Source organism: Clostridium sp. (assembly GCF_050717545.1).
Taxonomy (GTDB): Bacteria; Bacillota; Clostridia; order Clostridiales; family Clostridiaceae; genus Clostridium_AD.
In genome coordinates, this window is sequence record NZ_JBOITN010000038.1 from 70814 (window position 1) to 92524 (window position 21711).

The following is a 21711-nucleotide window of genomic DNA, read 5'->3' on the forward strand; positions in this document are numbered from 1 at the left end:
TGGATGGGTATTTTTTTACACATTTCAGCATATAATATTAGTGTAATTGAATTATTATAGTTACGTAAAATACAAAAATGTCTAAACAACATTGACTTTTTGTATAAGAAGCTGTACAATTTAGTTATTAGATAGTTAGCTATCAAATATTTGTCGCTACTCGATATGCGACTAACAAGAGATCGAGTTCAAATATTTGTCGCTACTCGATATGCGACTAACAAGAGATCGAGTTCAAATGTATTTAAAGCTCTATCCTTAATTTGGATAGAGTTTTAATTTTATGGGGGGATAGAGGAAGAAATGGAAATAGGAAACTTTTATTTTTTGAACAATAATTATTTCATTGACTTTCCAGATGGTAAACTAATGAGTAATTCAGAAACTGTACAGGCTGTCGCTCATGATCGTCCTTGTTTTTATACTATATATGATGTCACAACCTCGTTATTTTGGTTGATTCCTTTTTCATCACAGGTATCGAAATATAGGTTTCATTATCAGAAAAAAGTAGATCGTTATGGAATATGTGACACCATCGCATTTGGTGAAGTCTTAGGACATGAAAAAGCATTTTTGATTCAGAATATGTGTCCATCTATACCACGCTACATTAAAAATGAATATGTAGACAATATAGCTAATATTCCCGTAAGATTAGATGGAGTTTTTGAAAAAGAACTAATTATAAAGGCTAAGAGAGTTTTAGCCTTGCATAGAAAAGGAAAAAAACTAATTTTTCCTGATGTACTACAAATAGAAAAAGACCTAATTAGAGAAATAAATAATATTATATAGCAGAGCATTCATTAGCAAAAGATCACTGAAATATCTTAGTGGTCTTTTGTGGTAAAAGGAAGTTTTTAAAATGGTGAGGGCTTTGTTAAAGCTTTTTATAAGGCTTTAAAGGATGAAACCGCAGATAATTTTGCGAGGATTTTTATGACTGGAGTAAGCCCAAATATAAAGCCAATATCAGATTTAAGAAATTATAATGAGGTTTTGAACGATTGTCAAAATGGTAAGCCTATTATAACACACTCAATCATGGCCCAGCTCCGTATATACCATATACTAGGCGGCTGATACGACCCCATCCCAATAAATGGATGTAATTAGTTGTGAACGAACTCACAACAAATAATCCTTAAATAATAAGATAAAACGTAAACAAAACTTAACAAAGCCGTGAAAATCAGAAGCTATTTAGCTTCTGATTTTTTTTCGCCTTGGTATAAAAATCTTGTTAGGTATACTAAACTCAATGATTGTAGTAGGTGAGTAAAAAGAAAGTCAGAAAATAATACGTATACATTAAATTGTTACAATTTATGAACAAAAGTTATTATTAAGATGTATTTATTAGATAAATTTTAATTAAATTAAATAATAAGATATTAAATGTATAATAAATGAACTAAACTAGTCTTTTTATGTCTTAAAAGGTAAAGTCATTAATCTTTTAACGTATTTTGGAGTATACGGCAAATAACATACTTAGTTGGCGAATTATCAATTTGATATAACATTTGCTCGGATATATAATAAAAATAGAAAATTTAAAGCAATTATAGAGGAACGTTTTGGCTGTAAAATCATCTCCTGCGGAGCTGAGGCCGATGTTATATTGAAATGTTACATGAAAATATACATAGCAAATATAAAAATGAAATCAATGCATTACATAATAAAGGAGATAATTTATATGAGAGTTAAGAAAGCTATTATACCAGCAGCAGGACTTGGAACAAGATTTTTGCCAGCTACAAAGGCACTACCTAAAGAAATGCTACCTATAGTTGATAAGCCTACAATGCAATATATTATCGAGGAAGCTATTGAGTCTGGTATAGAAGAGATATTAATTATTACAGGAAGAAATAAAAAATCTATTGAGGATCACTTTGATAAATCAGTGGAACTAGAACTGGAACTTGAAAACAAGAATAAAGATGAACTACTTAAACAGGTTAGGGATATCTCAAATATGGTTAATATACATTTCATAAGACAAAAGGAACCTAAGGGACTAGGACATGCTATTAATTGCGCTAGGGGCTTTGTAGGTAATGAACCTTTTGCTGTTATGCTAGGCGATGATATAGTGGATGCAGATACACCTTGTTTAAAGCAGCTTATGGATTGTTTTGAGGAAAAGGGAACTACGATTTTAGGAGTTCAAGAAGTAGATAAGGAAAATGTAGATAAATATGGCATAGTTGATGGAGTTCAAGTTAGCGGCAATGTATACAAGGTAAATAATCTTGTTGAAAAACCACGTGTGGATTTAGCACCATCTAATGTAGCTATACTTGGTAGGTACATAATAACTCCTGAGATATTTGATATTTTGGATGTTGCATTGCCTGGTAAAGGTGGAGAAATTCAGTTAACTGATGCACTTAAGACATTAATCGAAACTCAAGAAATGAACGCATACATTTTCGACGGACGTAGATATGATGTAGGTGATAAATTAGGATTTTTACAGGCGACCGTAGAGTTTGCTTTGAAAAGAGATGAGTTAAAGGTTCCATTTATGGAGTACCTACAGACTTTAAAAGATAATGATAAATTTAAAGGCCTATACGTAGATGTAAAAGATGAAACTTCCAGCAAAGCAATGTACGTTGATTAAGGAGTATGAGTTTACTAAGCAACATACTCAAATAGCAAAGGGTGATGGAACTCCACAAAACATATGGTTAACTCACACTTTTAAGAAAAGAATAAAGGATTAAAAAATGGGAGGGATATAAGTGCAACAACAAAGAGAATTTGAAGTATCCATAACGGAGACAAATAATAGATATAAGAAAAATATTGGATATTTTATAATCAAAAGGATAATTGATGTTATAGGTGCTTTAAGTGGATTAATATTAATAAGCCCTGTGATGATTATTGTAGCCATATGGATAAAGCTCGATTCAAAGGGGCCTGTTTTTTTCGCTCAAAGCAGAGTTGGGAAACGAGGCAAGAAATTTACAATGTACAAATTTAGGTCAATGTGTACAGAAGCTGAACATCTTCTAAATGAGCTTAAAGATGATAACGAGATGTCAGGACCTATGTTTAAAATGAAAGATGATCCTAGGGTAACTAAGATTGGAAAGTTCGTACGTAAGACAAGCATAGATGAACTTCCGCAACTCTTTAACATACTAAAAGGGGATATGTCCATAGTTGGACCTAGACCAAGTTTACTTAAGGAAGTAGTACAGTTTACACCATTTCAAAAGCGTAGATTAGTTGCAAAACCAGGTTTAACTTGTTATTGGCAAGTAAATGGACGAAGCGATGTTAGCTTTAAAGAGTGGATGAAAATGGATGTTGAGTACATAGAAGATAGAAATACATGGATAGATATAGTCCTTATCTTTAAAACAGTGGGAGTACTGTTTGGAGATGAAGGAGCAAGGTAATAAGTTAAACAAATAGGAGTGAATTGAATGCAAAACCCCTTAATTTCAATTATAGTACCAGTTTACAATGTGCAGCCGTATATTAGAAAATGTGTGGACAGTATATTAAATCAAACGTATAAAAATATTGAAATCATCCTTGTTGAGGATGGATCACCTGATAATTGCGGAGATATTTGTGATGAATATTCCTTAAAGGATAATAGAGTTAAAACAATCCATAAAAAAAATGGAGGATTAAGTTCTGCTAGAAATGCTGGAATTGATGTTGCTAGTGGTGAATATATAGGATTTGTTGATTCGGATGATTGGATTGAAAAAGACATGTATGAATCACTTTATAAAACTCTTTCAGAGCATAATGCTGATATTTCAGTTTGTGGTAGGTATATAGTAAGCGGCGGTAGAATAACAACAATTTCAGATGCTGAAGTCTCTGAGGAATTCTCAAGATGCGAAGCCTTATCTGAGCTTGTGCTTGATGAGTACAGCGGCATGAAGAACTTTGCCTGGGACAAACTTTATAAAAAAGAATTGTTTGAGACTATTAGATATCCAGAGGGCAGGTGCTTTGAGGATATATTTACTACATACAAATTGTTTTCATTATCCAGTAAAATCGTGGAGATAAAAAGTCCTAAATATTATTATCTTATGCGCGAGGACAGTATTTGTGGCAGCAACACTCCTGGCAAAAGATATGATTACTATCAGGCTAATATGGAATGCCTTGAATATATAAAAAAAATAGAACCATCACTTGCAGGTATATGTGACAGACAAATGTTTAATAGATTACATTTTTGTTTGAATGACATATTGGTACTTGATTACAAGAAAAATGAATTTACAAAAGAGATTAAAGAAATTTTAAATAAGCTAAAAGAAAACTCTATAACTTTAAAAGATAATAAGGAAATGGGATTAAAACAAAAAGCATCATTAACGTTTATATGTAATCACCCTAATTTTTATATGTCTTTTTACCCTAAACATAAGGTGAACAAGACAAAAATAAACAATATATTAAAACCGGTTATTCCGGGAAGAGTTAGAAACAAAATAAAATATATTAAGATATTAGAAAAAGGATATCAAGAAACAAACCATTTATATAAAACAAATAAGGATAAAAACCACATTTTTCTTATAGGAACACCAAACCATGGTAACTTGGGAGATCAGGCTATTGTTTATGCGGAGAATAAGTTCTTAGAGGATCATTTTAAGGATCATACAATTATAGAAATAACTACAACTGATTTAAATGATCATTTAAAAAGTTTGCGAGTGAATGTTAAAACAGATGATGTGTTTGCACTACATGGTGGTGGAAACTTAGGAGATGAATACTACTGGGAAGAAGAGGGACGAAGAAAAATTATATCTGAGTTCAAGGATAACAAGATTATTGTATTTCCTCAATCAATTTATTTTAAAGACACCGAGAATGGCAAAATAGAATTTGAAAAAACTAAAATAATTTATAATGGTCATAAAAATTTGACTATGGTTGCAAGAGAACTTACATCTTTCAATATAATGCAAAAGGCTTTTTCAAGCAATAATGTGATTTTTACTCCAGACATTGTTATGTATTTAAATAAAACTTTCCCCAGATATCAAAGGGACGGTGCGCTATTAAGCCTTAGAAAAGATAGAGAAGGTGTTTTATCACAGGGTCAAAAAGATAAAATTAATGATATGGCGAAAAATATTTTTGATAATATAATTATCACGGATACACTAGCAGAATGCAAGGGCAGCGAAAATGAAGTTTTGGAATATATGATTAATGTTAATCAAAGAGGAAAAGAATTAAACAAGAAATGGGATCAATTCAAAAAGGTCCAAGTAGTTATTACGGATAGGTTACACGGAATGGTATTTTGCGCAATTACATCTACGCCATGCATAGTTATAGCAAATTACAATCATAAAGTTAAAGATACATATGATTGGTTAAAGGATCTAAATTACATTAAATTTGTAAAGGACCTAGATGAAATTCCTAAATTAATAGAAGAACTTAAAAATGTTGAAATCAAAGTATATGACAATGCATTTGCTATAAAAAATTATGAGAAAATATTAGAAGCTTTTACAAAGTAAAAAAATAATGAGGCAGTAAAAGCAAAAGCATGTAATAGAGGTGAGAAAGATTTGAAGAATGGTATGAGAAAAGCAGTAGTTATAACATATATTACTATTATAGCTGGGAACGTAATTTCACTTATGTATACACCGTTTATGTTATCTAAACTTGGCAAAGCGGAATATGGATTATTTTCTTTAGTAAATTCTATAGTAGCTTATATCTACTTGCTAGATATGGGGTTTGGGAATGCAGTAATTAGATATAACTCTAAATATATGGTAGAAGAAAATGAAGACGGCAGGCAAAAAATAAATGGAATGTTTTTAACTTTATATGTGATTTTAGGGCTTATATCCCTCTTCATAGGAACAATAATTTATTTTAATTTGGATAAAATCATGGGTAACAGTCTAAGTGCAGTAGAAATAATCAAAACAAAACAAATGTTTATGGTAGCTATTGCGAATATTGCACTATCGTTTCCACTGAGTATATTTAATTCAATAATAACAGCACATGAAAAGTTTGTGTATATAAAACTAATTAATCTAATACGAACAGTTTTAAACCCTGCAATAATGATAACTATATTGTTATTTGGGTCTAGAGCATTTGGAATGGTTATTGGGTCAACAGTTTTTAACCTTATGCTTGGGTTAGTTAATGTTATATATTGCTTTAAGTTATTAAACCTTAAAATAAAATTTGGTGCATTTGATAAAAAGCTGTTTCAAGAAATATTCAAGTATTCATTTTTCGTATTTTTAAGTGCAATAGCATATCAAATATATTGGAATACAGATCAACTAATCCTTGCAATTTTCGTAGGTTCTGCGCCTATAGCTGTATACGCAGTTTCAACGCAATTTAATACATACTTTATATCTTTATCTAACGTGTTATCAAGTATGTTTTTGCCGAAACTAACGAAAATAGTTACGGTAGAAGAAAACAAAATGGAACTTATGAAATTACTAACCAAGGTAGGACGGATTCAATATTACATATGTAGTTATATTTTTGTAGGGTTTGTTTTAGTAGGTAAGCAGTTCATTATTCGGTGGGTTGGAGATTCATATTCCTATTGTTATGCAATTGCCATTGTACTAATGTTCCCTCAAATCTTTTCAATCATTCAATCACTTTTTGCTACAATGCTAGAAGCGATGAACAAACATAGGATTAAGGCTTACATATACTTGTCTATTGCAGTTATTAATGTGTTCTTATCAATCCTACTAGTGCAGAAATATCAAGCAATGGGCTGCGCAATTGCTACAGCAATCGGCATGGTTATAAATGCTGTTTCTAACAATTTATATTACAAATATTATATAAAACTAGATATAAAGTACTTTTGGCTTCAAATATTAAAACTAGTAATACCAAGTTTAATTACATTTGGTCTAGGATTCATCGTTATAAAAATTCTAAGTCCTACAACATATATTTCAATATTGATTTTTGGCTTGCTATTTACAATAATATATTTCATTGTATTTTGGATAATGGGATTTAATAATTATGAGAAAAATATATTTATGGCAGCAATTGAAAAAGTGAGAGGTGATTTTCATGAGTGATGATAAAGGGCAGTTAGTGTCTGTAATTATGAGTGTATATAACGAGAAAGAAAAATGGTTAATGCAGGCAATAGAATCAATCGTTAATCAAAGTTATAAAAGTCTAGAATTTATTATTATCTTGGATAATCCTGATAATAAGAAATTGGAAGACATAATTAAATTTTATAATAAAAAAGATGTTAGAGTACGATATTTTAAAAATGAGGAAAACATGGGCTTAGTTAAAAGCTTAAATAAAGCATTAAGTTATGCGCATGGTGATTTTATAGCAAGAATGGATGCAGACGATATATCAATGGTTGATAGGATCCAAAAAGAAATGGATTATTTAAATAAACATCCAGATGTAGATTTTGTAGGTGCTCGGTGCATTAATATGGATGAGAACGAAGTTGAGTTATATTGGGATGAATGGATACCAGAGGATATGAGACTTATTAAGAGCTGCTTATTAAACGTGGATTTTTCTAGTCATCCAACATGGCTTTTTAGGAAAAAATGTTCGGATATAAACAAAGGTTACCGAGAAATAACCTGCGCAGAAGATTACGACTTTTTATTAAGACTTATAACTAATGGGTTTAAGCTTGCAAATATAAATGAATTTTTAGTTAGGTATAGAGTTAGAAGCGGTGGCATTTCTCAAAGCAATTCATTACAACAGCTTCTATACTCTAAACACGTTGTTAAGATGTACAAAGACAGAGTGAAACATGGGTTTGAAAATCAATCAGTAGAACAGTTACAGAATATTACAATAGATAATGAAGAAGAGAAAAAATATAGTTTAGCTTTAGAAGGGCTTGATAAATCAAAACTATACAAGAAAAGAAATGAAGTTTACAGAATTTATTTAATTGCTAAAAGTTATATGTATTCAAAATATTTAAGAGTTTTATTAAAGGATATTACGGTGCATAAGTTGAAGAAGGTGATCTTTAGGTGAACACAGTAGGCGACCACGTCGGTGACCATGTAAGTGTCAGTATTATAATCCCTGTTTATAATGTGCAAGAATACTTAGCTACTTGCCTAGATAGTGTTACTTCTCAAACTATCAAAAGCAAAGAGATTATTATAGTAAATGATGGCTCTACAGATAATTGTGGAAAGATACTAAAAGAATATAAGGAAAAATACCCTGAGCTTATTATTATAAATCAGGAAAATAGAGGTATTAGTGAAACTCGAAATAGTGGGGTAAAAGCAGCTAAGGGAGAATACATCGCATTTGTTGATTCGGATGACTTTGTTGAAACAAATATGTTTGAGAAAATGTACAAAGCAGCTAAAAGAGAAAGTGCAGATGTAGTTGTATGTGATTATATATTGTATAAGGACAAAAATGATAATCAAAATGCAGATAAACGTATAGTAAACAAAGAGGGCGAAGGCGAACATAAAACTAATAAATATGAAATAGAAGGTATGGCAAGAGACGGTCATATAGATAAAACTGATGCTCTTAAGATGTTTTTATCAAATGATATGAAAGCTTATGTTTGGAATAAACTTCACAAAAGGGAACTTTTCACTGAAAATCAGATTCTGTTTCCTAATTTTAAAGTATGTGAAGATACCCCAGCAGGTTTTTTATTATTAGCAAATTCCCAGAAGATTTTTTCAACAAGTGAGCCGCTCTACTATTACAGGCAAAGAGAAGCTTCACTTACAAAAACATTTTCCATAAAATCAATGGAGGATATGCTTTGTGGTTGTTATATCATGAGGGATTATATAGAAAAGGATCCAAAGCTTTATGAGAAATTAATTCATTCTTATAGACTATATATGATGAAAACACTGTGGGTAATACATAATAAATATTGGGTATGGCGTTGTGAAACGGGAGATAAAAGTAATTACTATGACTTTAAAAAAATAGTTGACCATGAGGTAAAGGCTTTAAAAATTTTTGAAATAATAGGCAATAATAAGTTAACTCTCAAAGAAAAAATGAATGCTTTACTTATTAAAACAAGAACTTATGGCATGATGTTTACCCTAGCGTGCAAGTTCAGAAAGGAGTGATTTTATGCCTGAGATAAGTATTATAGTTCCGGTTTATAATGGTGAAAAATATATTAATAAGTGTATAGAGATGATAATAAATCAAACATTCAAAGATTTTGAATTGATAATAATAGATGATGGATCTACTGATAAAAGCGCTGATATGTGTAATGAATATGCCCGAAAAGATACTAGAATAAAGGTTATTAGTAAAAAAAATCAGGGAACCTGGGCAGCAAGGAATAGAGGGATAGATGAATCTATAGGTAAATACATAATATTTTTTGATTGCGATGATTGGTATGAAGATGACTTGCTAAAAGAAATGTATGAAACTATTAAAGGTAAGGACGTTGATTTAGTTATATCAGGGCAAACAAATGTAACTGTAGATGAAAGCGGAGAAACTCTAAAAAGAGTAAAAGTATTGAACGCAGAACATCATTTTAATACTAAAAATGAAATTTTGGATAATTACATTCTCCTGAGAAAAGAAGAAATTGGAGATACTCTATGGAATAAAATTTACAAATCAGAGATCATTAAAAAATATGATTTAAAATTTGAGAATTATAAACGTGGAGAGGATACATTATTTAATGTTAACTATTATCAGAATATAGATAAATGCACTGTAATAGGCAAAGCTTTTTATAGCTATCGAATTGAGAATTCAAACCCCGTATGGATGAAGTACAACGAAAACTACTTAAATATTGTTTCCATGGAAAACGACGCGATTATAAGTAAGCTAAAAGAGTGGGGTAAATATAATAAAGATGCCAAAGAGTACCAGGCAACACATTTCATTTATCGTATAATTGAATATTTTTATGGAGTAGTAGCTTCCACTAAAAGTAATTTGAGTTTTAAAAATAAATATATAAAAGTATCGGAATTAATAAGTTCGAAAGAGGTTCAAATAAACTTAAAAGTTTCTAATGTAAATGGCAAATTCAATAAACTGATTATCAAATTAATGAAAACGAAAAATATTGTATTAATATTATTTTTTATAAGACTTAAGTTAATACATAATAATATACAAGATCATAGAAAAGTATAAACCATGGAGGTATGAATATGACCAGTGATACTACTGTAGACTATAAAGAATTTATAAATGTTATAAAAAGAGGTAAAGTGGCGATACTGCTGATAACAATGCTACTAACACTAGCAGCTATTTCATTTAGCTATTATTCAATGAAAAGTTCAAAAGTAAGTTATGAGACAAAAACAAGTGTTATATTAGGTAAAAAAGAAGACATAGCTAAATCAGCGGATACAAATACTACCTATGAGGACATCGCAAGCTCCAGCACAATTCCAAAGAAGGTTAGTACAGCCCTTAAGGGAGCTATAACTGCTAAGGACGTTGAGAGCATGTATGAAATTACTGTATCAGCTGATGCTCCAATACTTACAATTACAGCTAATGGAGAATCACAAAAAGAGGCTAATGATATAGCTAAAGCAGTTAGTAGCTCATTTGCAAAAGAAGTTGTGAGAATATATCCAACAGAGTCAATAAAAATAATGGAGGATACAGTCCAAAGCGGTATCCAAAATAGTACATTTAAAATTATTAATGTTATATTGGCATTTTTACTTGGACTTTTCCTTTCAGTATTTATTGTAACCTTTATAGGATTTTTCGATGAGAAAATTAGGACTAAGGCCGATGTAGAAAAATACTTAGAACTTGAGGTTATTGGAAAGTTACCTAGACGGAAAAGGAGAGATATTTAATGAAGAAAACAAAACATAAAGATATTAAATTAGACAAAATTAATTCCGGAGTGTTTAACGAATTAAAAGCAAATATTCAGTTTCTATGTCCAGTGGACGCGGGGAAAGTTATTATGATAGCTAGTGCAGAGAAAGGCGAAGGTAGATCAACTACTGCAACATACCTTTCAATAGCACTTGCAAGTAGCGAGAAAAAGACAATACTTATTGATTGCGATTTAAGAGATCCTAGCTTACATAATATGTTTGGTTTATCAAATGATAGTGGACTTGTGAATTTTCTTGCTGGAGATATTAAGTTTGAAGAGGCAATCCAAGATGCTCGCCAAAAGAATTTATCTGTAGTAACTTCTGGATCAAAGGTTCTAAATTATGCGGAGCTTCTTGTTTCAGCAAAGTTTAGTGGCATGCTTGTAGCTTTAAAAAAAGAATTTGATTATATTATTATAGATTCCTCGCCACTTACAGGCGGCGTAGATGCACGAGAATTATCTGGGCAAGCTGACGGCTGTGTGCTTGTAGTAAAAAGCGGTAAAACAGAAAGAAAAACAGCAACAAAAGCTAAAGAGATTCTAATAAAAGCAAATGCCAATATTTTGGGCGTGTTTTTAAATAAAATAAAATAAAACAAAGATGAGGTGCAGAGATGAAAGATGTATTTATTATAGGATCAAAAGGAATACCTTCAAACTATGGAGGGTTTGAAACCTTCGTAGATAAACTAACTTTTTATAAACAAAGTAAAGAGATCATGTATCATGTAGCCTGCCTTAACCTTCATGGGAATGTAGAAGAGTTTTATTATAACAAGGCTAGATGTTTTAATGTTAAAGTTAAAAATATAGGCAGTGCTAAAGCGATTCTGTATGATATACAAGCTTTAAGTAAGTCTATAAAGTATATTGAGGAGCACCAGTTAACTGACTGCGTTATTCTTATTCTTGCTTGTCGTATTGGACCATTTTTACCGTTTTTCAACAAGAAGTTAAAAGATTTAGGAGTAAAACTTTATATAAATCCAGATGGACATGAATGGAAAAGAAGTAAGTGGAGTGCTCCCATAAGGGCTTATTGGAAACTTTCTGAGAAATTAATGGTTAAACATTCAGATATGCAAGTATGTGATTCCCTAGGTATGCAGGAATATATACAGCAGGAGTATGAAGCTTATAATCCAAAGACTCTTTATATATCTTATGGGGCTGAAATTGATAGATCTAAGCTCCATAGAAATGACGAGGAAATAACTAGTTTCTTAAATGAGTTTTCTGTAAAAAGAAAAAAATATTATCTAATAGTTGGAAGGTTTGTACCAGAGAATAACTATGAAACCATGATAAGAGAATTTATGAAGTCAAAGACTTCTAAAGACCTAGTTATAATTACAAATGTGGAGCAAAACAAATTTTATGAACATTTACTAAAGGCCACCAACTTTACATCCGACATGCGAATAAAGTTTGTAGGAACTGTATATGACAATGAACTTCTAAAGAAAATAAGAGAAGAAGCCTTTGCATATGTCCATGGACATGAAGTAGGAGGAACAAATCCTTCACTGCTGGAAGCACTTTCAAGTACTGATATTAATTTGCTTTTAGACGTTAATTTTAATACGGAAGTTGGGGCTGACGGTGCTTTATATTTTAATAAAGATGAAGGTAATTTAGAATCATTGATAAATAAAACTGAAAAATTAAAAGAAAATGAAATTAAAATATTAGCTAAAAAAGCTACAAATATTATTATAGACTATTATTCATGGGGCAAAATTGTCCACGATTATGAAGAGCTTTTCTGCGAGTATGAGGACATGAAGGAGGCGATTGGTTATTAAAATATTACATTATTCTCTTGGACTCCCTCCCTTTAGGACTGGGGGATTAACTAAATATTCTGTAGACCTTATGTCTAGCCAAGTTGCAAATGGTGATGAAGTTTCCCTATTATATCCTGGACATTACTCGCTTAATAAAGAACTACGGATTAATCAAGAAAAGTTTTTTAGAGGAGCTGGGGTTTTTGAAATAGTAAATCCTATGTTTATTCCATTATTAAGTGGAGTGCCAAGTCCACTAGACTATTTGAAAGATGTAGATGAGGATATTTACATTGATTTTCTAAAACGTCTAGGGGTGCAAGTTATACATATCCATACATTGATGGGCCTAAATAAAGAGCTGATATCAGCTGCAAAGAAGTTAAATATAAAAACCATATTTACATCTCATGATTATTTTGGAATATGCCCTAAGGTTAATCTTATTGATTTACAAGGGGATATATGCACGGGCTATGATAACGGGAAGAATTGTATAGAATGTAACGCAAATGGCTACAGTAAATCTTTAGTTACATTAATGCAGTCAAAGATTTATAGAAATTTTAAATCCAGTCCTATTATAAAAAAGCTGAGAGCGTATAAGCAGAGTTTAATTATAAAGAAAAATAAAAATGCAGCTAACATTGATAATGAAACTAAACCTGAAAATAAAGCAAAACCTCAACAAGTAAAAGAAAAAAGTAATAAAAGTAGTAAAGGTAATAATAACAATGATGCTTTAGCGGCTGGGTATGTAAACTTAAGAAAATATGCTGTAGATATCTTGAATAATATAGATTTTATTCATTACAATAGCAGTGTTGCAAAAGATACATATGAGAAGTATATAGACAATGAAAATAGCAGGGTTCTTAATATTACTCATTCAAATATAGAGGATAATAGAATACTTAAAAGTAGTAATAGTGATCAACCTTTAAAAATAACATATATCGGATCCATTGAAAAATATAAAGGTTTGTATTTTCTACTTGATGTGCTTGAGAAGTTACTTAAAAATAAGATTAATGGATGGAAATTAAACGTCTATGGGAAAAACGTAAATATAGATACAGATGAATTTAATGGGAAAGTAAAGTTAAATGGTACTTATGATTACAACGAATTAGAGAATATATTCAAGAAAACAGATATATTGGTGGTACCGAGTATTTGGTATGAGACATTTGGATATATAGCCCTAGAGGCATTTTCTTATGGCGTTCCAGTAATTATAACAGATCTTGTAGGGTTTAAAGATATGATAATTCCTGAAGTTACAGGAATCGTAATCAAAGCAGACGAGGATGAATTATATGGCAAGTTACAAACTATAATAAAAAATAGAAAAAAGTTGTCCTATATTAATCGAAATATAAATGAGTTACTAAATATATATACAATGGGAAAACACACTAAAGACGTAAAGTTATTGTACAGGAGGTGATTAACGTTGCAGCTCCGAAGGAGATGATTTAATGGAAATATTAATGGCATTACTATATAGCTTTCACCAGATGTTTGCAGGTCTTCCTTTTGTCAGTAAAACTTTAAGTGGCAATTTAGACCTGTTTTATGCTTTGGCCGCATTTGGTATCACTTTTGTTATATTTAAAAGAAAAAGAGATATTTCACTTTTAATAATAGCATCACTGCCTATAGTAATTTACGGTATCCTTCAAGGACTGATTATAGAAAATCTGGATATGCAAAAGCTTTTTGTTAATATTTCTAAGATCACTCTATGCATTTCTTTAATGATACTTATAAGTGCGCGAATACATGATTTTAAAATTAAGAAATTTATTAATTATGTTTGTAGAATATATTTAATTCTTACACCAATAGCTTTTATATTTAAGTCAAATGAATATTTATGGAGGCTACATGATACTATAAATAAATATAATCTTGTAAGACTAAATTTATTTTATGTAGAACCTAGCGAACTAGGCTTTCACTTATCTTTTATAATTATTATATTAATGTATTTAATTATTAAGGAAAAAGTCCGTAAAGAAAGAGTTAAGTATATAATATACATGATAGATAACATAGCTTTACTAATATTATCTGGAGCTTACGGGTCTACTGTAATGCTGCTTGGAACTATAGCCATCGTATCATTTATAACAATTGTCTCAAAGATTAATTTTAAAAACATTTTAGTGGGATATGGGTTAACAATAATTTTTACTTTAACTATAGTATTTTTTATTGTTACTAAATCATCTATGTATATGAGAACAATTGATACGTTAAATGGAAAAGATTCTTCTAATAGTTATAGAGTAAATGTTACTCAAGAATTTACTAGCACTGCCGTAACTAAGACGAGTGGTGTTGGAGTAGGGCTTGGTAATCTAAACACCGATAACACAAGGAAAATTTTTAAGGCAACTGGAATGACAGCAGTAGTTGCAGCCTCATTTCCATATTTCATTGCAGAAGGCGGAGTATTTGGAATCTTATATTTGGTTTTGTTAATTGTATTTTTAACAATCAATGTACTTTTCAAAAGGAATATGTTACTGGCAAATCTTTTTTTGTTCAGCTTTTTATATCAGATTTATGGAGGGTATTTTACTAATCCAATAAATTGGATTATCTATGGAATGATTCTAAGCGCGTGGAGACCTGAGGAGATTGAGTAATATAAAGATACTTTATTATACTTTATAATGATATAATGAGTAGAGGTGATAATTATGGATGATAATAAAATATTTGAATTTATGACCAAAATGTATTCAGAAATGCAAGAGGGTTTTAAAGGTATAAAAGCTGAGTTTAAGGAAAACACTCAAAGGCTTGATATTATTGAAAATGATATTAAGAAAATAAGTGCAAAAATAGATGGGAAACTTATTCCAACCACTGAGGGCCTATTGGATGGATATAAAGATAATGCTGAACATATTGCAATTATTGATGATAAAATTGATAGACTTCAAATAGACGTAAACTCAATAACTATGAAAGTATCATATAACGATAGCAGAATTATAGAAATATCTAAGGATATTAAAAAAGCAAAATAAAAATGAAAGACCATCTTAGCTCAGATGTGTCTTTCATTTTTTTATTTTCCAATTGTCATTTTAGCATATTCGTGAAGACTAGTCTCATAACCGGATATTGTGTTGTTATTTATTTCGTTGTGTTGATTGGTATTAGCAGTGGAATAGATACCACTCTTAGCTATAACTCCATTACTCGAGCTAATCTTATTGTTTTTAATTGTTATATATTGAGGTTGAGATTTTCCGTTTGAGTCAAGTAGTATCCCATTACCCACTTCTGATTTATTAGTATCATTTTTACCGTTTGTGTTTCGTATATCGTTATTTATTATAGTGCATTTATAGCTTCCGGATGTTATGTCAATGCCATTAGTTTGCGCAGACAACACTTTGTTTCCGGAAACTGTAGTTCCAGTTGTATCATAGAGACATATTGCTCCTAGATTACCAATGCCAGGCAGTGATTCTTCTACGGTGTTATTCTTAACAATGTTATTGTCAGTTTGCCATACTTCTATTTGATTAAATCTGTTGTTTTTACAGGTGTTGCCTATAAGAGAATTTCCACTGGAAGCTTTCTTGTCACCTCCGTAGATAGTTGCACCTTCTTGACCATTACCTTCGGCATGATTATTACTTGCGACGGAGTTTGTTGTGCCTTTTCCAGTTGTTGAATTATAAGCGAATATTACACCTTGCCCACCACTATTGTTTAATATGTTGTTTGTTACTTTAATATTGCTTCCATTTAGAGAGTAAACATGGCCACTTATTTGTTCTTTTGCGTATCCACCAAAAACTTTAGCATTATCAAACTTATTTTTATCAATTGTTATGTTAGAACTATCATTATCTATTAGTACCCCATATTTGAGTATATCGTAGAAAAATGAGTTTGTAATTGAGCTGTCACTTGAGCCGGAAAAATTAATAGCTGCAAAGTCGATTTTATTTGTAAATCTGCAATCTGATACCTTGAGTCCCTTTTTCGCAGTAACATTTATTGCAGTACCGCAATTTTGAAACTCTAAACCGTGGAAAGTATTATCATTACCAGCTGAGAACAATGTGTTTTTGCCGGTACCGCGGATTATGACGTCGGCATCACTAGTTAAGCTTATACCGTCTTTTAAATTGATAGTAGCATTAAGAAGGTATTCTCCCTCTGGTAATTCTATTGTACTTCCGCTGGGATAGGAGTCTACCATTTTTTGAAAACCTGCTGAAGTGTCTGTATCTCCAGTTATGTCTAATGAATATTTTTTTATATCACTTCTATTTACGTTTTGAAAGTCTGAATCTTTTTGTTTGTTAATAGTTATAACAGTGAAAATTGATATTATAGTTACCAGTAATATTATTGTAATAATAGTTATTTTATTTTTTAAAAAACCCATATATTCACCCTTTATATTCGTATTATTAAATTTGATATAAGTTACATTATACTATAGTATACCCAAGGGTTCAAGGCTGATTCAAGGCTGAAAGTCCAAGGTATCAATTTTCCTTATAGGATGCTATAACTAAAAGTATATATTACTACAGATGCGTTCGCTTCGCCAAGTAATTCTAGAATTTATTGTATTTCCAGTTGCTAAAGAGCACAAACTCGCTATCGCTCAGACATGTGGTCTTCTTAACGCATCTGTAAATAAAATAAATTAAGAATTACTAAGGCTTGCTCAAACGCATATTACGTAATATATACTTTTGTTAGCATCCTATAAGAAAAAAATATCAACTTTCATTATACAATTACGAAACAGCTAATATTATGACTTGTAGAATCAAACTTTTTTTAATGGGTATATTACTTAACATGGAAATGGTAAAATTGAATATAGAATGAATACGAGGAGTGAGCTTATATGAAGAGAATACCTTATGGCATTTCTAATTTTGAAATTTTAAGAGAAAAAAATTACCTTTATGTAGATAAAACTAATTATATAGAATTATTGGATAGATATGCTCCTTATCATTTTTTCATAAGACCTAGAAGGTTTGGTAAGAGCTTATTTATATCAATGCTTGAAAATTATTATGATATAAATAAAGAAGATAAATTTGGGAAGTTATTTGGAGATTTATATATAGGCAGAAATCCAACTGAGGAGAGAAACAAATTTCTTGTTTGGAAAATCAGTTTTGCTGGAGTGGATGCAGGACACGGCGAAGAAGAGTTAAGAAAAAGTTTTAATTTTAAGGTTAGATCCTCAGCTAAAGAATTTCTATTTAGATATCAAAATTTATTAGGGGAAACTAATTTACCACCTGAAGAATTAAGTTCAGAAATGGTAGTGGAACATATAAATACACTTTGCAAAATGAATAAAAAACAGGTATTTGTTCTTATAGATGAATATGATAACTTTGCCAATGAATTAATTACTGGAGGAAAACAAAATACATACAAAGGGATACTTCACGGGGAGGGTTTTGTTAAAGTTTTTTATAAGGCTTTAAAGGATGCAACTGCAGATAATTTTGGAAGGATTTTTATGACTGGAGTAAGCCCGATAATGTTAGACGATTTAACTAGTGGATTTAATATAACTAGGAACTACACTTTAGATAGAAATTTGAATGCTATGCTTGGGTTTACGAGAGAAGAACTTTCTTCTCTTATGGGTACGGTTGGGATTAATGATGAGGAACTTAGAAAAAAAATCTGCAAAGACATGACTGAGTATTATAACGGATATAGATTTAACGAAAAATGTAAGTCCGTATTTAATCCTGATATGACAATGTATTTCTTAGACCAATATTTATTATATAATGAATATCCAGAACAAATGATAGATAATAATGTTAAAACTGGTTATGGCAAAGTTAATCAGTTAGCCTATAATTTCAATGATTCAGAAGCATTAAAGGAAATAATGTCCATAGGCGTAACATCTACAATTCTTGTGGATAGATTTAATATTCATACTATGTACAGTGAAAAAGAAAATTTTAAATCACTGCTATTTTATCTTGGAATGCTTACTATAAAAGAAGCAGGACCTAATGGTACAGTTCTTAAAATACCTAACTATGTTATCAAAACAATTTATTGGGAACAATATTTTCAAAAGATAAATCAAGACTATAATATACAAATCAAAGATGTTAGAGATACAGTAACTCAAATGAGAATGCAGGGCAATATTGAACCGTTAATTGAAATTGTAAAATGTATAATGATTGATCTATCAAATAGGGATCTTATGCAAATGGATGAGAAAAATGTAAAGATGATGTTTCTCACCTTATTAGGTGTAGATAGCACTTATTTTATAAAAAGTGAAGATGAAAACAACAATGGATATGTAGATTTAATGCTTAGAAGAAAGATTCAACTAAAAGATATAACTAAATTCCAATGGATTATAGAATTAAAATATATAAAAGAAAGTGACAGGAATACTTTGGAGAAAGTAAAAGAGCAAGGGCTAAAACAGCTTCAAATGTATGGGGAAAGTAAGATGGTTCAAGAAGAACTGGGAAAAGAAGGGTTAAAGAAAATCTTAATTATTGTTGTAGGGAAAAAAGATATTTATACAGAAGACTTAAGCTAATAAACAAACGTTATTGCTAAAAAATTTTTTGAATTTATTTTAAAGTATCTTTTTGCGTATTTTAGCATATAATAATAGTGTAACTGAATTGTTAAAGTTATTCAAAGTACAAAAAATGATTCGTGAACATTGACTTTTTGTATAAGATACTGTACAATTTAGTTATTAGATAGTTAACTATCAAATATTTGTCGCTACTCGATATGCGACTAATAAAAGTTCGAGTTCAAATTTTTAAACTCGGGAGAGTCCCTGCCATACAGTGGGAAACCTTAAACTCAGGAGAGTCCCTGCCAGATAGTGGGAAACTTTAAACTCAAAAAGAGTGAGAATTTTATCACTCTTTTTTTAATACAAAGGATGGACTAGCTATGTATGATTTGAAAATATACAGTGTATCTGATAGATATATATCTTTTTTAAGTAAATATGCGTCTGGTGTGTACTCAAATAAAGAAGGTCTACGCTCACATACAAGAAAGTATGTAGGTGTGGTTTATTTTATTAATGGGTACAATTATTACATTCCATTATCTTCTGCAAAAAACTCAGATTATAAGATTATTAAAAATCAGAAAGTTATAAGACGAAGTATCGTTCCTATAATGAGAATAGTCCTGAAAGAACCTAATGGCGAATTAGAGTTGAAAGGTACCTTAAGAATAAGTCATATGATTCCAGTGCCAAGTAGTGAGTTGGGTTTATATGATTTAGACAATGAAACTGATTTATCATATAAAGATTTAGTCCAAAAGGAAATTGTTTTTATTCGTAAGAACAAAATTAAGATAGAAAGCAATGCAGAATTAATGTACAAGCAAAAGGTAACTAATGACACTACTGCTAATTATATAACTACTGCTTTAGATTACAGGCTACTAGAAAGCAAATGCAATGAATTTATAAAAATAGAGTAATTTAAAATTTATATATACGCAATCATATTAATTAGAAAACCCACAGAGTAGTATATCAACTAATATACTACTCTGTGGGTTGTTTTATTTCCTTTTTTATTTCTTCCATTTAGTTCACCACTTTTAAATATCATAACAAAAAGGCAGGAGAAATGGCCTACTCTCCACATGTCATAGCAGCATATTCGTGAAGTCCATATTTGTAACCCCATGTTGAGTTATTATCTATTTTGTTATGCCGATTTTCATTACTAGTTGAATAGATACCACTCTTAGCTATAATTCCACTGCTTGAGGTGATTTTATTCGATCTTATTGTTATGTATTGAGGCTGAGATATTCCGCATGAATCAAGTAATATTGCATTACCTTTTTCCGCAGATTTAATATCATTTTTACCGTTTGTATTTGCTATATAATTATTTGTTATAAAACAATTTGAACTTCCGGATGTTATGGAAATACCACTATTTCTTGCAGATAATACTTTGTTTTCACTAGCTGTGGTTCCTGTTGTAGTAAACAGAGTTATTGCTCCCAGATTACCAGTGCCAGCTAAAGATTCTTCTACGGTATTGTTTTTAACAGTGTTGTTATCAGATTGCCATACTTCTATTTGATTAAATCTGTTGTTTTTAGAAGTATTACCTATAAGAGAATTTCCACTGCTGACCTTTTTGCTGCCACCATAAATTGTGATACCCTCTTGCCCATTACCCTGGGACAAATTATTGCTTGCTACAGAATTTGTTGTACCTTTTCCAGTTGCTGAATTGTAACCGAAGATTATACCTTGGCCACCACTGTTTTTTATAATATTGTTTGTTACAGAAACTTTAGTTCCATTCATGCAGTAAACATGACCAGCTATTTGTTCTTTTGCATAGCCGTCAAAAGCTTTAGCATTATTAAAATTGTTATTATCTATTTTAATATTAGAACTATCTTTATCGATTAAAACTCCAAATTTGTGCACATCGTAAAAATATGAATTTTTAACGGTGGAGTTACTTGCTCCATAAAGATTAACTGCAGCATAACTAATGTTACTTGTGAATCCACAATTTATTACGTTAAGTCCTTTTTTATATAATACACTTATTGCAGCGCCGCAGTACTGAAACTCTATACCTTCAAAGGAGTTATCATTACCAGTCCAAAATAATGTGTTATTACCTGTGCCTTTAATTTTTACATTATTGTTTGCACCGATTAATTTTATACCGTCTTTTAGCTCAATTGCGTTATCAAATTTATATGTACCTTTTGGTAGTAATATTTTTGTGCCTTTTGGTTGCGCGTCTATCATTTCTTGAAATTGGACTGAAGAATCTGTTACACCTGTTTGATCCAAGTCATATTTTACAGCATCTAATGTAATAGTACTATTAGTAGATGCTGTAGAATTTTTAGATGATGATAAATCAATAGCCTTTGTAGATGTTACAAAGGGACTAACACTGGATAAAGAAATTAATATAACTAGCGTTGTTATTCCTTTTTTAA

General features: G+C 30.6%; 18 protein-coding genes and 1 pseudogene. 17 read left to right on the top strand and 2 right to left on the bottom strand.

Annotation, left to right across the window (positions count from 1 at the left end; all coding sequences use genetic code 11):
• The first annotated feature begins 303 nt into the window (after window positions 1-303).
• From cptIN to ACREVX_RS13685, 15 genes and pseudogenes are all read left to right on the top strand, one after another.
• Window positions 304-798, top strand: a complete 495-nt coding sequence (gene cptIN, locus ACREVX_RS13615) for a type III toxin-antitoxin system CptIN family toxin (protein WP_431544730.1) — start codon at window positions 304-306, stop codon at window positions 796-798.
• 69 nt (window positions 799-867) lie between these two features.
• Window positions 868-960 (top strand): annotated as a pseudogene (locus tag ACREVX_RS13620) (AAA family ATPase); the annotation flags it as partial.
• A gap of 745 nt (window positions 961-1705) precedes the next feature.
• Complete coding sequence (gene galU, locus ACREVX_RS13625) at window positions 1706-2638, top strand: UTP--glucose-1-phosphate uridylyltransferase GalU (RefSeq protein ID WP_431544732.1); 933 nt, start codon at window positions 1706-1708, stop codon at window positions 2636-2638.
• 121 nt (window positions 2639-2759) lie between these two features.
• The gene (locus ACREVX_RS13630) at window positions 2760-3425 is read left to right on the top strand and encodes a sugar transferase (protein ID WP_431544733.1); all 666 of its coding nucleotides are present in this window, start codon (window positions 2760-2762) and stop codon (window positions 3423-3425) included.
• Between the two features lie 27 nt (window positions 3426-3452).
• Window positions 3453-5537, top strand: coding sequence for a glycosyltransferase (locus ACREVX_RS13635; RefSeq protein WP_431544734.1), 2085 nt, complete (start codon window positions 3453-3455; stop codon window positions 5535-5537).
• A gap of 51 nt (window positions 5538-5588) precedes the next feature.
• On the top strand, window positions 5589-7106 hold the full coding sequence (locus ACREVX_RS13640; protein ID WP_431544735.1) for an oligosaccharide flippase family protein: 1518 nt from the start codon (window positions 5589-5591) through the stop codon (window positions 7104-7106).
• Complete coding sequence (locus ACREVX_RS13645) at window positions 7099-8055, top strand: glycosyltransferase (RefSeq protein ID WP_431544736.1); 957 nt, start codon at window positions 7099-7101, stop codon at window positions 8053-8055. The genes ACREVX_RS13640 and ACREVX_RS13645 overlap by 8 nt, the downstream gene beginning before the upstream one ends.
• Complete coding sequence (locus ACREVX_RS13650) at window positions 8052-9140, top strand: glycosyltransferase family 2 protein (protein WP_431544737.1); 1089 nt, start codon at window positions 8052-8054, stop codon at window positions 9138-9140. The genes ACREVX_RS13645 and ACREVX_RS13650 overlap by 4 nt, the downstream gene beginning before the upstream one ends.
• Window positions 9141-9144: 4 nt before the next feature.
• Window positions 9145-10188 (top strand): glycosyltransferase family 2 protein, encoded by a 1044-nt coding sequence (locus ACREVX_RS13655; RefSeq protein ID WP_431544738.1) that lies wholly within the window; start codon window positions 9145-9147, stop codon window positions 10186-10188.
• A gap of 17 nt (window positions 10189-10205) precedes the next feature.
• Complete coding sequence (locus ACREVX_RS13660) at window positions 10206-10874, top strand: YveK family protein (RefSeq protein ID WP_431544739.1); 669 nt, start codon at window positions 10206-10208, stop codon at window positions 10872-10874.
• Window positions 10874-11500 (top strand): CpsD/CapB family tyrosine-protein kinase, encoded by a 627-nt coding sequence (locus ACREVX_RS13665; RefSeq protein ID WP_431544741.1) that lies wholly within the window; start codon window positions 10874-10876, stop codon window positions 11498-11500. The genes ACREVX_RS13660 and ACREVX_RS13665 overlap by 1 nt, the downstream gene beginning before the upstream one ends.
• Before the next feature lie 20 nt (window positions 11501-11520).
• The gene (cps2T, locus tag ACREVX_RS13670) at window positions 11521-12711 is read left to right on the top strand and encodes a beta 1-4 rhamnosyltransferase Cps2T (RefSeq protein WP_431544742.1); all 1191 of its coding nucleotides are present in this window, start codon (window positions 11521-11523) and stop codon (window positions 12709-12711) included.
• Between the two features lie 70 nt (window positions 12712-12781).
• Window positions 12782-14143: a glycosyltransferase gene (locus ACREVX_RS13675; RefSeq protein WP_431544743.1), complete on the top strand. Its 1362-nt coding sequence runs from the start codon at window positions 12782-12784 to the stop codon at window positions 14141-14143.
• Window positions 14144-14174: 31 nt separating this feature from the next.
• A complete protein-coding gene (locus tag ACREVX_RS13680; protein ID WP_431544744.1) occupies window positions 14175-15350 on the top strand; it encodes a hypothetical protein in 1176 nt (391 codons plus the stop codon).
• A 54-nt stretch (window positions 15351-15404) separates the two neighbouring features.
• Window positions 15405-15737, top strand: a complete 333-nt coding sequence (locus ACREVX_RS13685; protein WP_431544746.1) for a hypothetical protein — start codon at window positions 15405-15407, stop codon at window positions 15735-15737.
• A 41-nt stretch (window positions 15738-15778) separates the two neighbouring features.
• Here the strand turns inward: ACREVX_RS13685 and ACREVX_RS13690 are convergent, their stop codons facing one another.
• Window positions 15779-17116: a right-handed parallel beta-helix repeat-containing protein gene (locus ACREVX_RS13690; protein ID WP_431544747.1), complete on the bottom strand. Its 1338-nt coding sequence runs from the start codon at window positions 17114-17116 to the stop codon at window positions 15779-15781.
• A 474-nt stretch (window positions 17117-17590) separates the two neighbouring features.
• On the opposite strand from ACREVX_RS13690, the gene ACREVX_RS13695 reads away from it, so the two are divergent.
• Both ACREVX_RS13695 and ACREVX_RS13700 read left to right on the top strand, forming a co-directional pair.
• Window positions 17591-19288: an ATP-binding protein gene (locus tag ACREVX_RS13695; RefSeq protein ID WP_431544748.1), complete on the top strand. Its 1698-nt coding sequence runs from the start codon at window positions 17591-17593 to the stop codon at window positions 19286-19288.
• Between the two features lie 371 nt (window positions 19289-19659).
• Window positions 19660-20205 (top strand): type III toxin-antitoxin system ToxN/AbiQ family toxin, encoded by a 546-nt coding sequence (locus ACREVX_RS13700; protein ID WP_431544749.1) that lies wholly within the window; start codon window positions 19660-19662, stop codon window positions 20203-20205.
• 157 nt (window positions 20206-20362) lie between these two features.
• On the opposite strand, the gene ACREVX_RS13705 is transcribed toward ACREVX_RS13700, so the two are convergent.
• Window positions 20363-21559, bottom strand: a complete 1197-nt coding sequence (locus ACREVX_RS13705; protein WP_431544750.1) for a right-handed parallel beta-helix repeat-containing protein — start codon at window positions 21557-21559, stop codon at window positions 20363-20365.
• Between the last annotated feature and the right edge of the window lie 152 nt (window positions 21560-21711).

Excerpts from the sequence above, each read along its gene's own strand:
- ACREVX_RS13680 (WP_431544744.1), top strand. The coding sequence starts at position 14,175 with ATGGAAATATTAATGGCATTACTATATAGCTTTCACCAGATGTTTGCA.
- ACREVX_RS13695 (WP_431544748.1), top strand. The coding sequence starts at position 17,591 with ATGAAGAGAATACCTTATGGCATTTCTAATTTTGAAATTTTAAGAGAA.
- ACREVX_RS13675 (WP_431544743.1), top strand. The coding sequence starts at position 12,782 with ATGTCTAGCCAAGTTGCAAATGGTGATGAAGTTTCCCTATTATATCCT.
- ACREVX_RS13635 (WP_431544734.1), top strand. The coding sequence starts at position 3,453 with ATGCAAAACCCCTTAATTTCAATTATAGTACCAGTTTACAATGTGCAG.
- cps2T (WP_431544742.1), top strand. The coding sequence starts at position 11,521 with ATGAAAGATGTATTTATTATAGGATCAAAAGGAATACCTTCAAACTAT.
- ACREVX_RS13665 (WP_431544741.1), top strand. The coding sequence starts at position 10,874 with ATGAAGAAAACAAAACATAAAGATATTAAATTAGACAAAATTAATTCC.
- ACREVX_RS13690 (WP_431544747.1), bottom strand. The coding sequence starts at position 17,116 with ATGGGTTTTTTAAAAAATAAAATAACTATTATTACAATAATATTACTG.
- cptIN (WP_431544730.1), top strand. The coding sequence starts at position 304 with ATGGAAATAGGAAACTTTTATTTTTTGAACAATAATTATTTCATTGAC.
- ACREVX_RS13660 (WP_431544739.1), top strand. The coding sequence starts at position 10,206 with ATGACCAGTGATACTACTGTAGACTATAAAGAATTTATAAATGTTATA.
- ACREVX_RS13645 (WP_431544736.1), top strand. The coding sequence starts at position 7,099 with ATGAGTGATGATAAAGGGCAGTTAGTGTCTGTAATTATGAGTGTATAT.
- ACREVX_RS13700 (WP_431544749.1), top strand. The coding sequence starts at position 19,660 with ATGTATGATTTGAAAATATACAGTGTATCTGATAGATATATATCTTTT.
- galU (WP_431544732.1), top strand. The coding sequence starts at position 1,706 with ATGAGAGTTAAGAAAGCTATTATACCAGCAGCAGGACTTGGAACAAGA.
- ACREVX_RS13685 (WP_431544746.1), top strand. The coding sequence starts at position 15,405 with ATGGATGATAATAAAATATTTGAATTTATGACCAAAATGTATTCAGAA.
- ACREVX_RS13655 (WP_431544738.1), top strand. The coding sequence starts at position 9,145 with ATGCCTGAGATAAGTATTATAGTTCCGGTTTATAATGGTGAAAAATAT.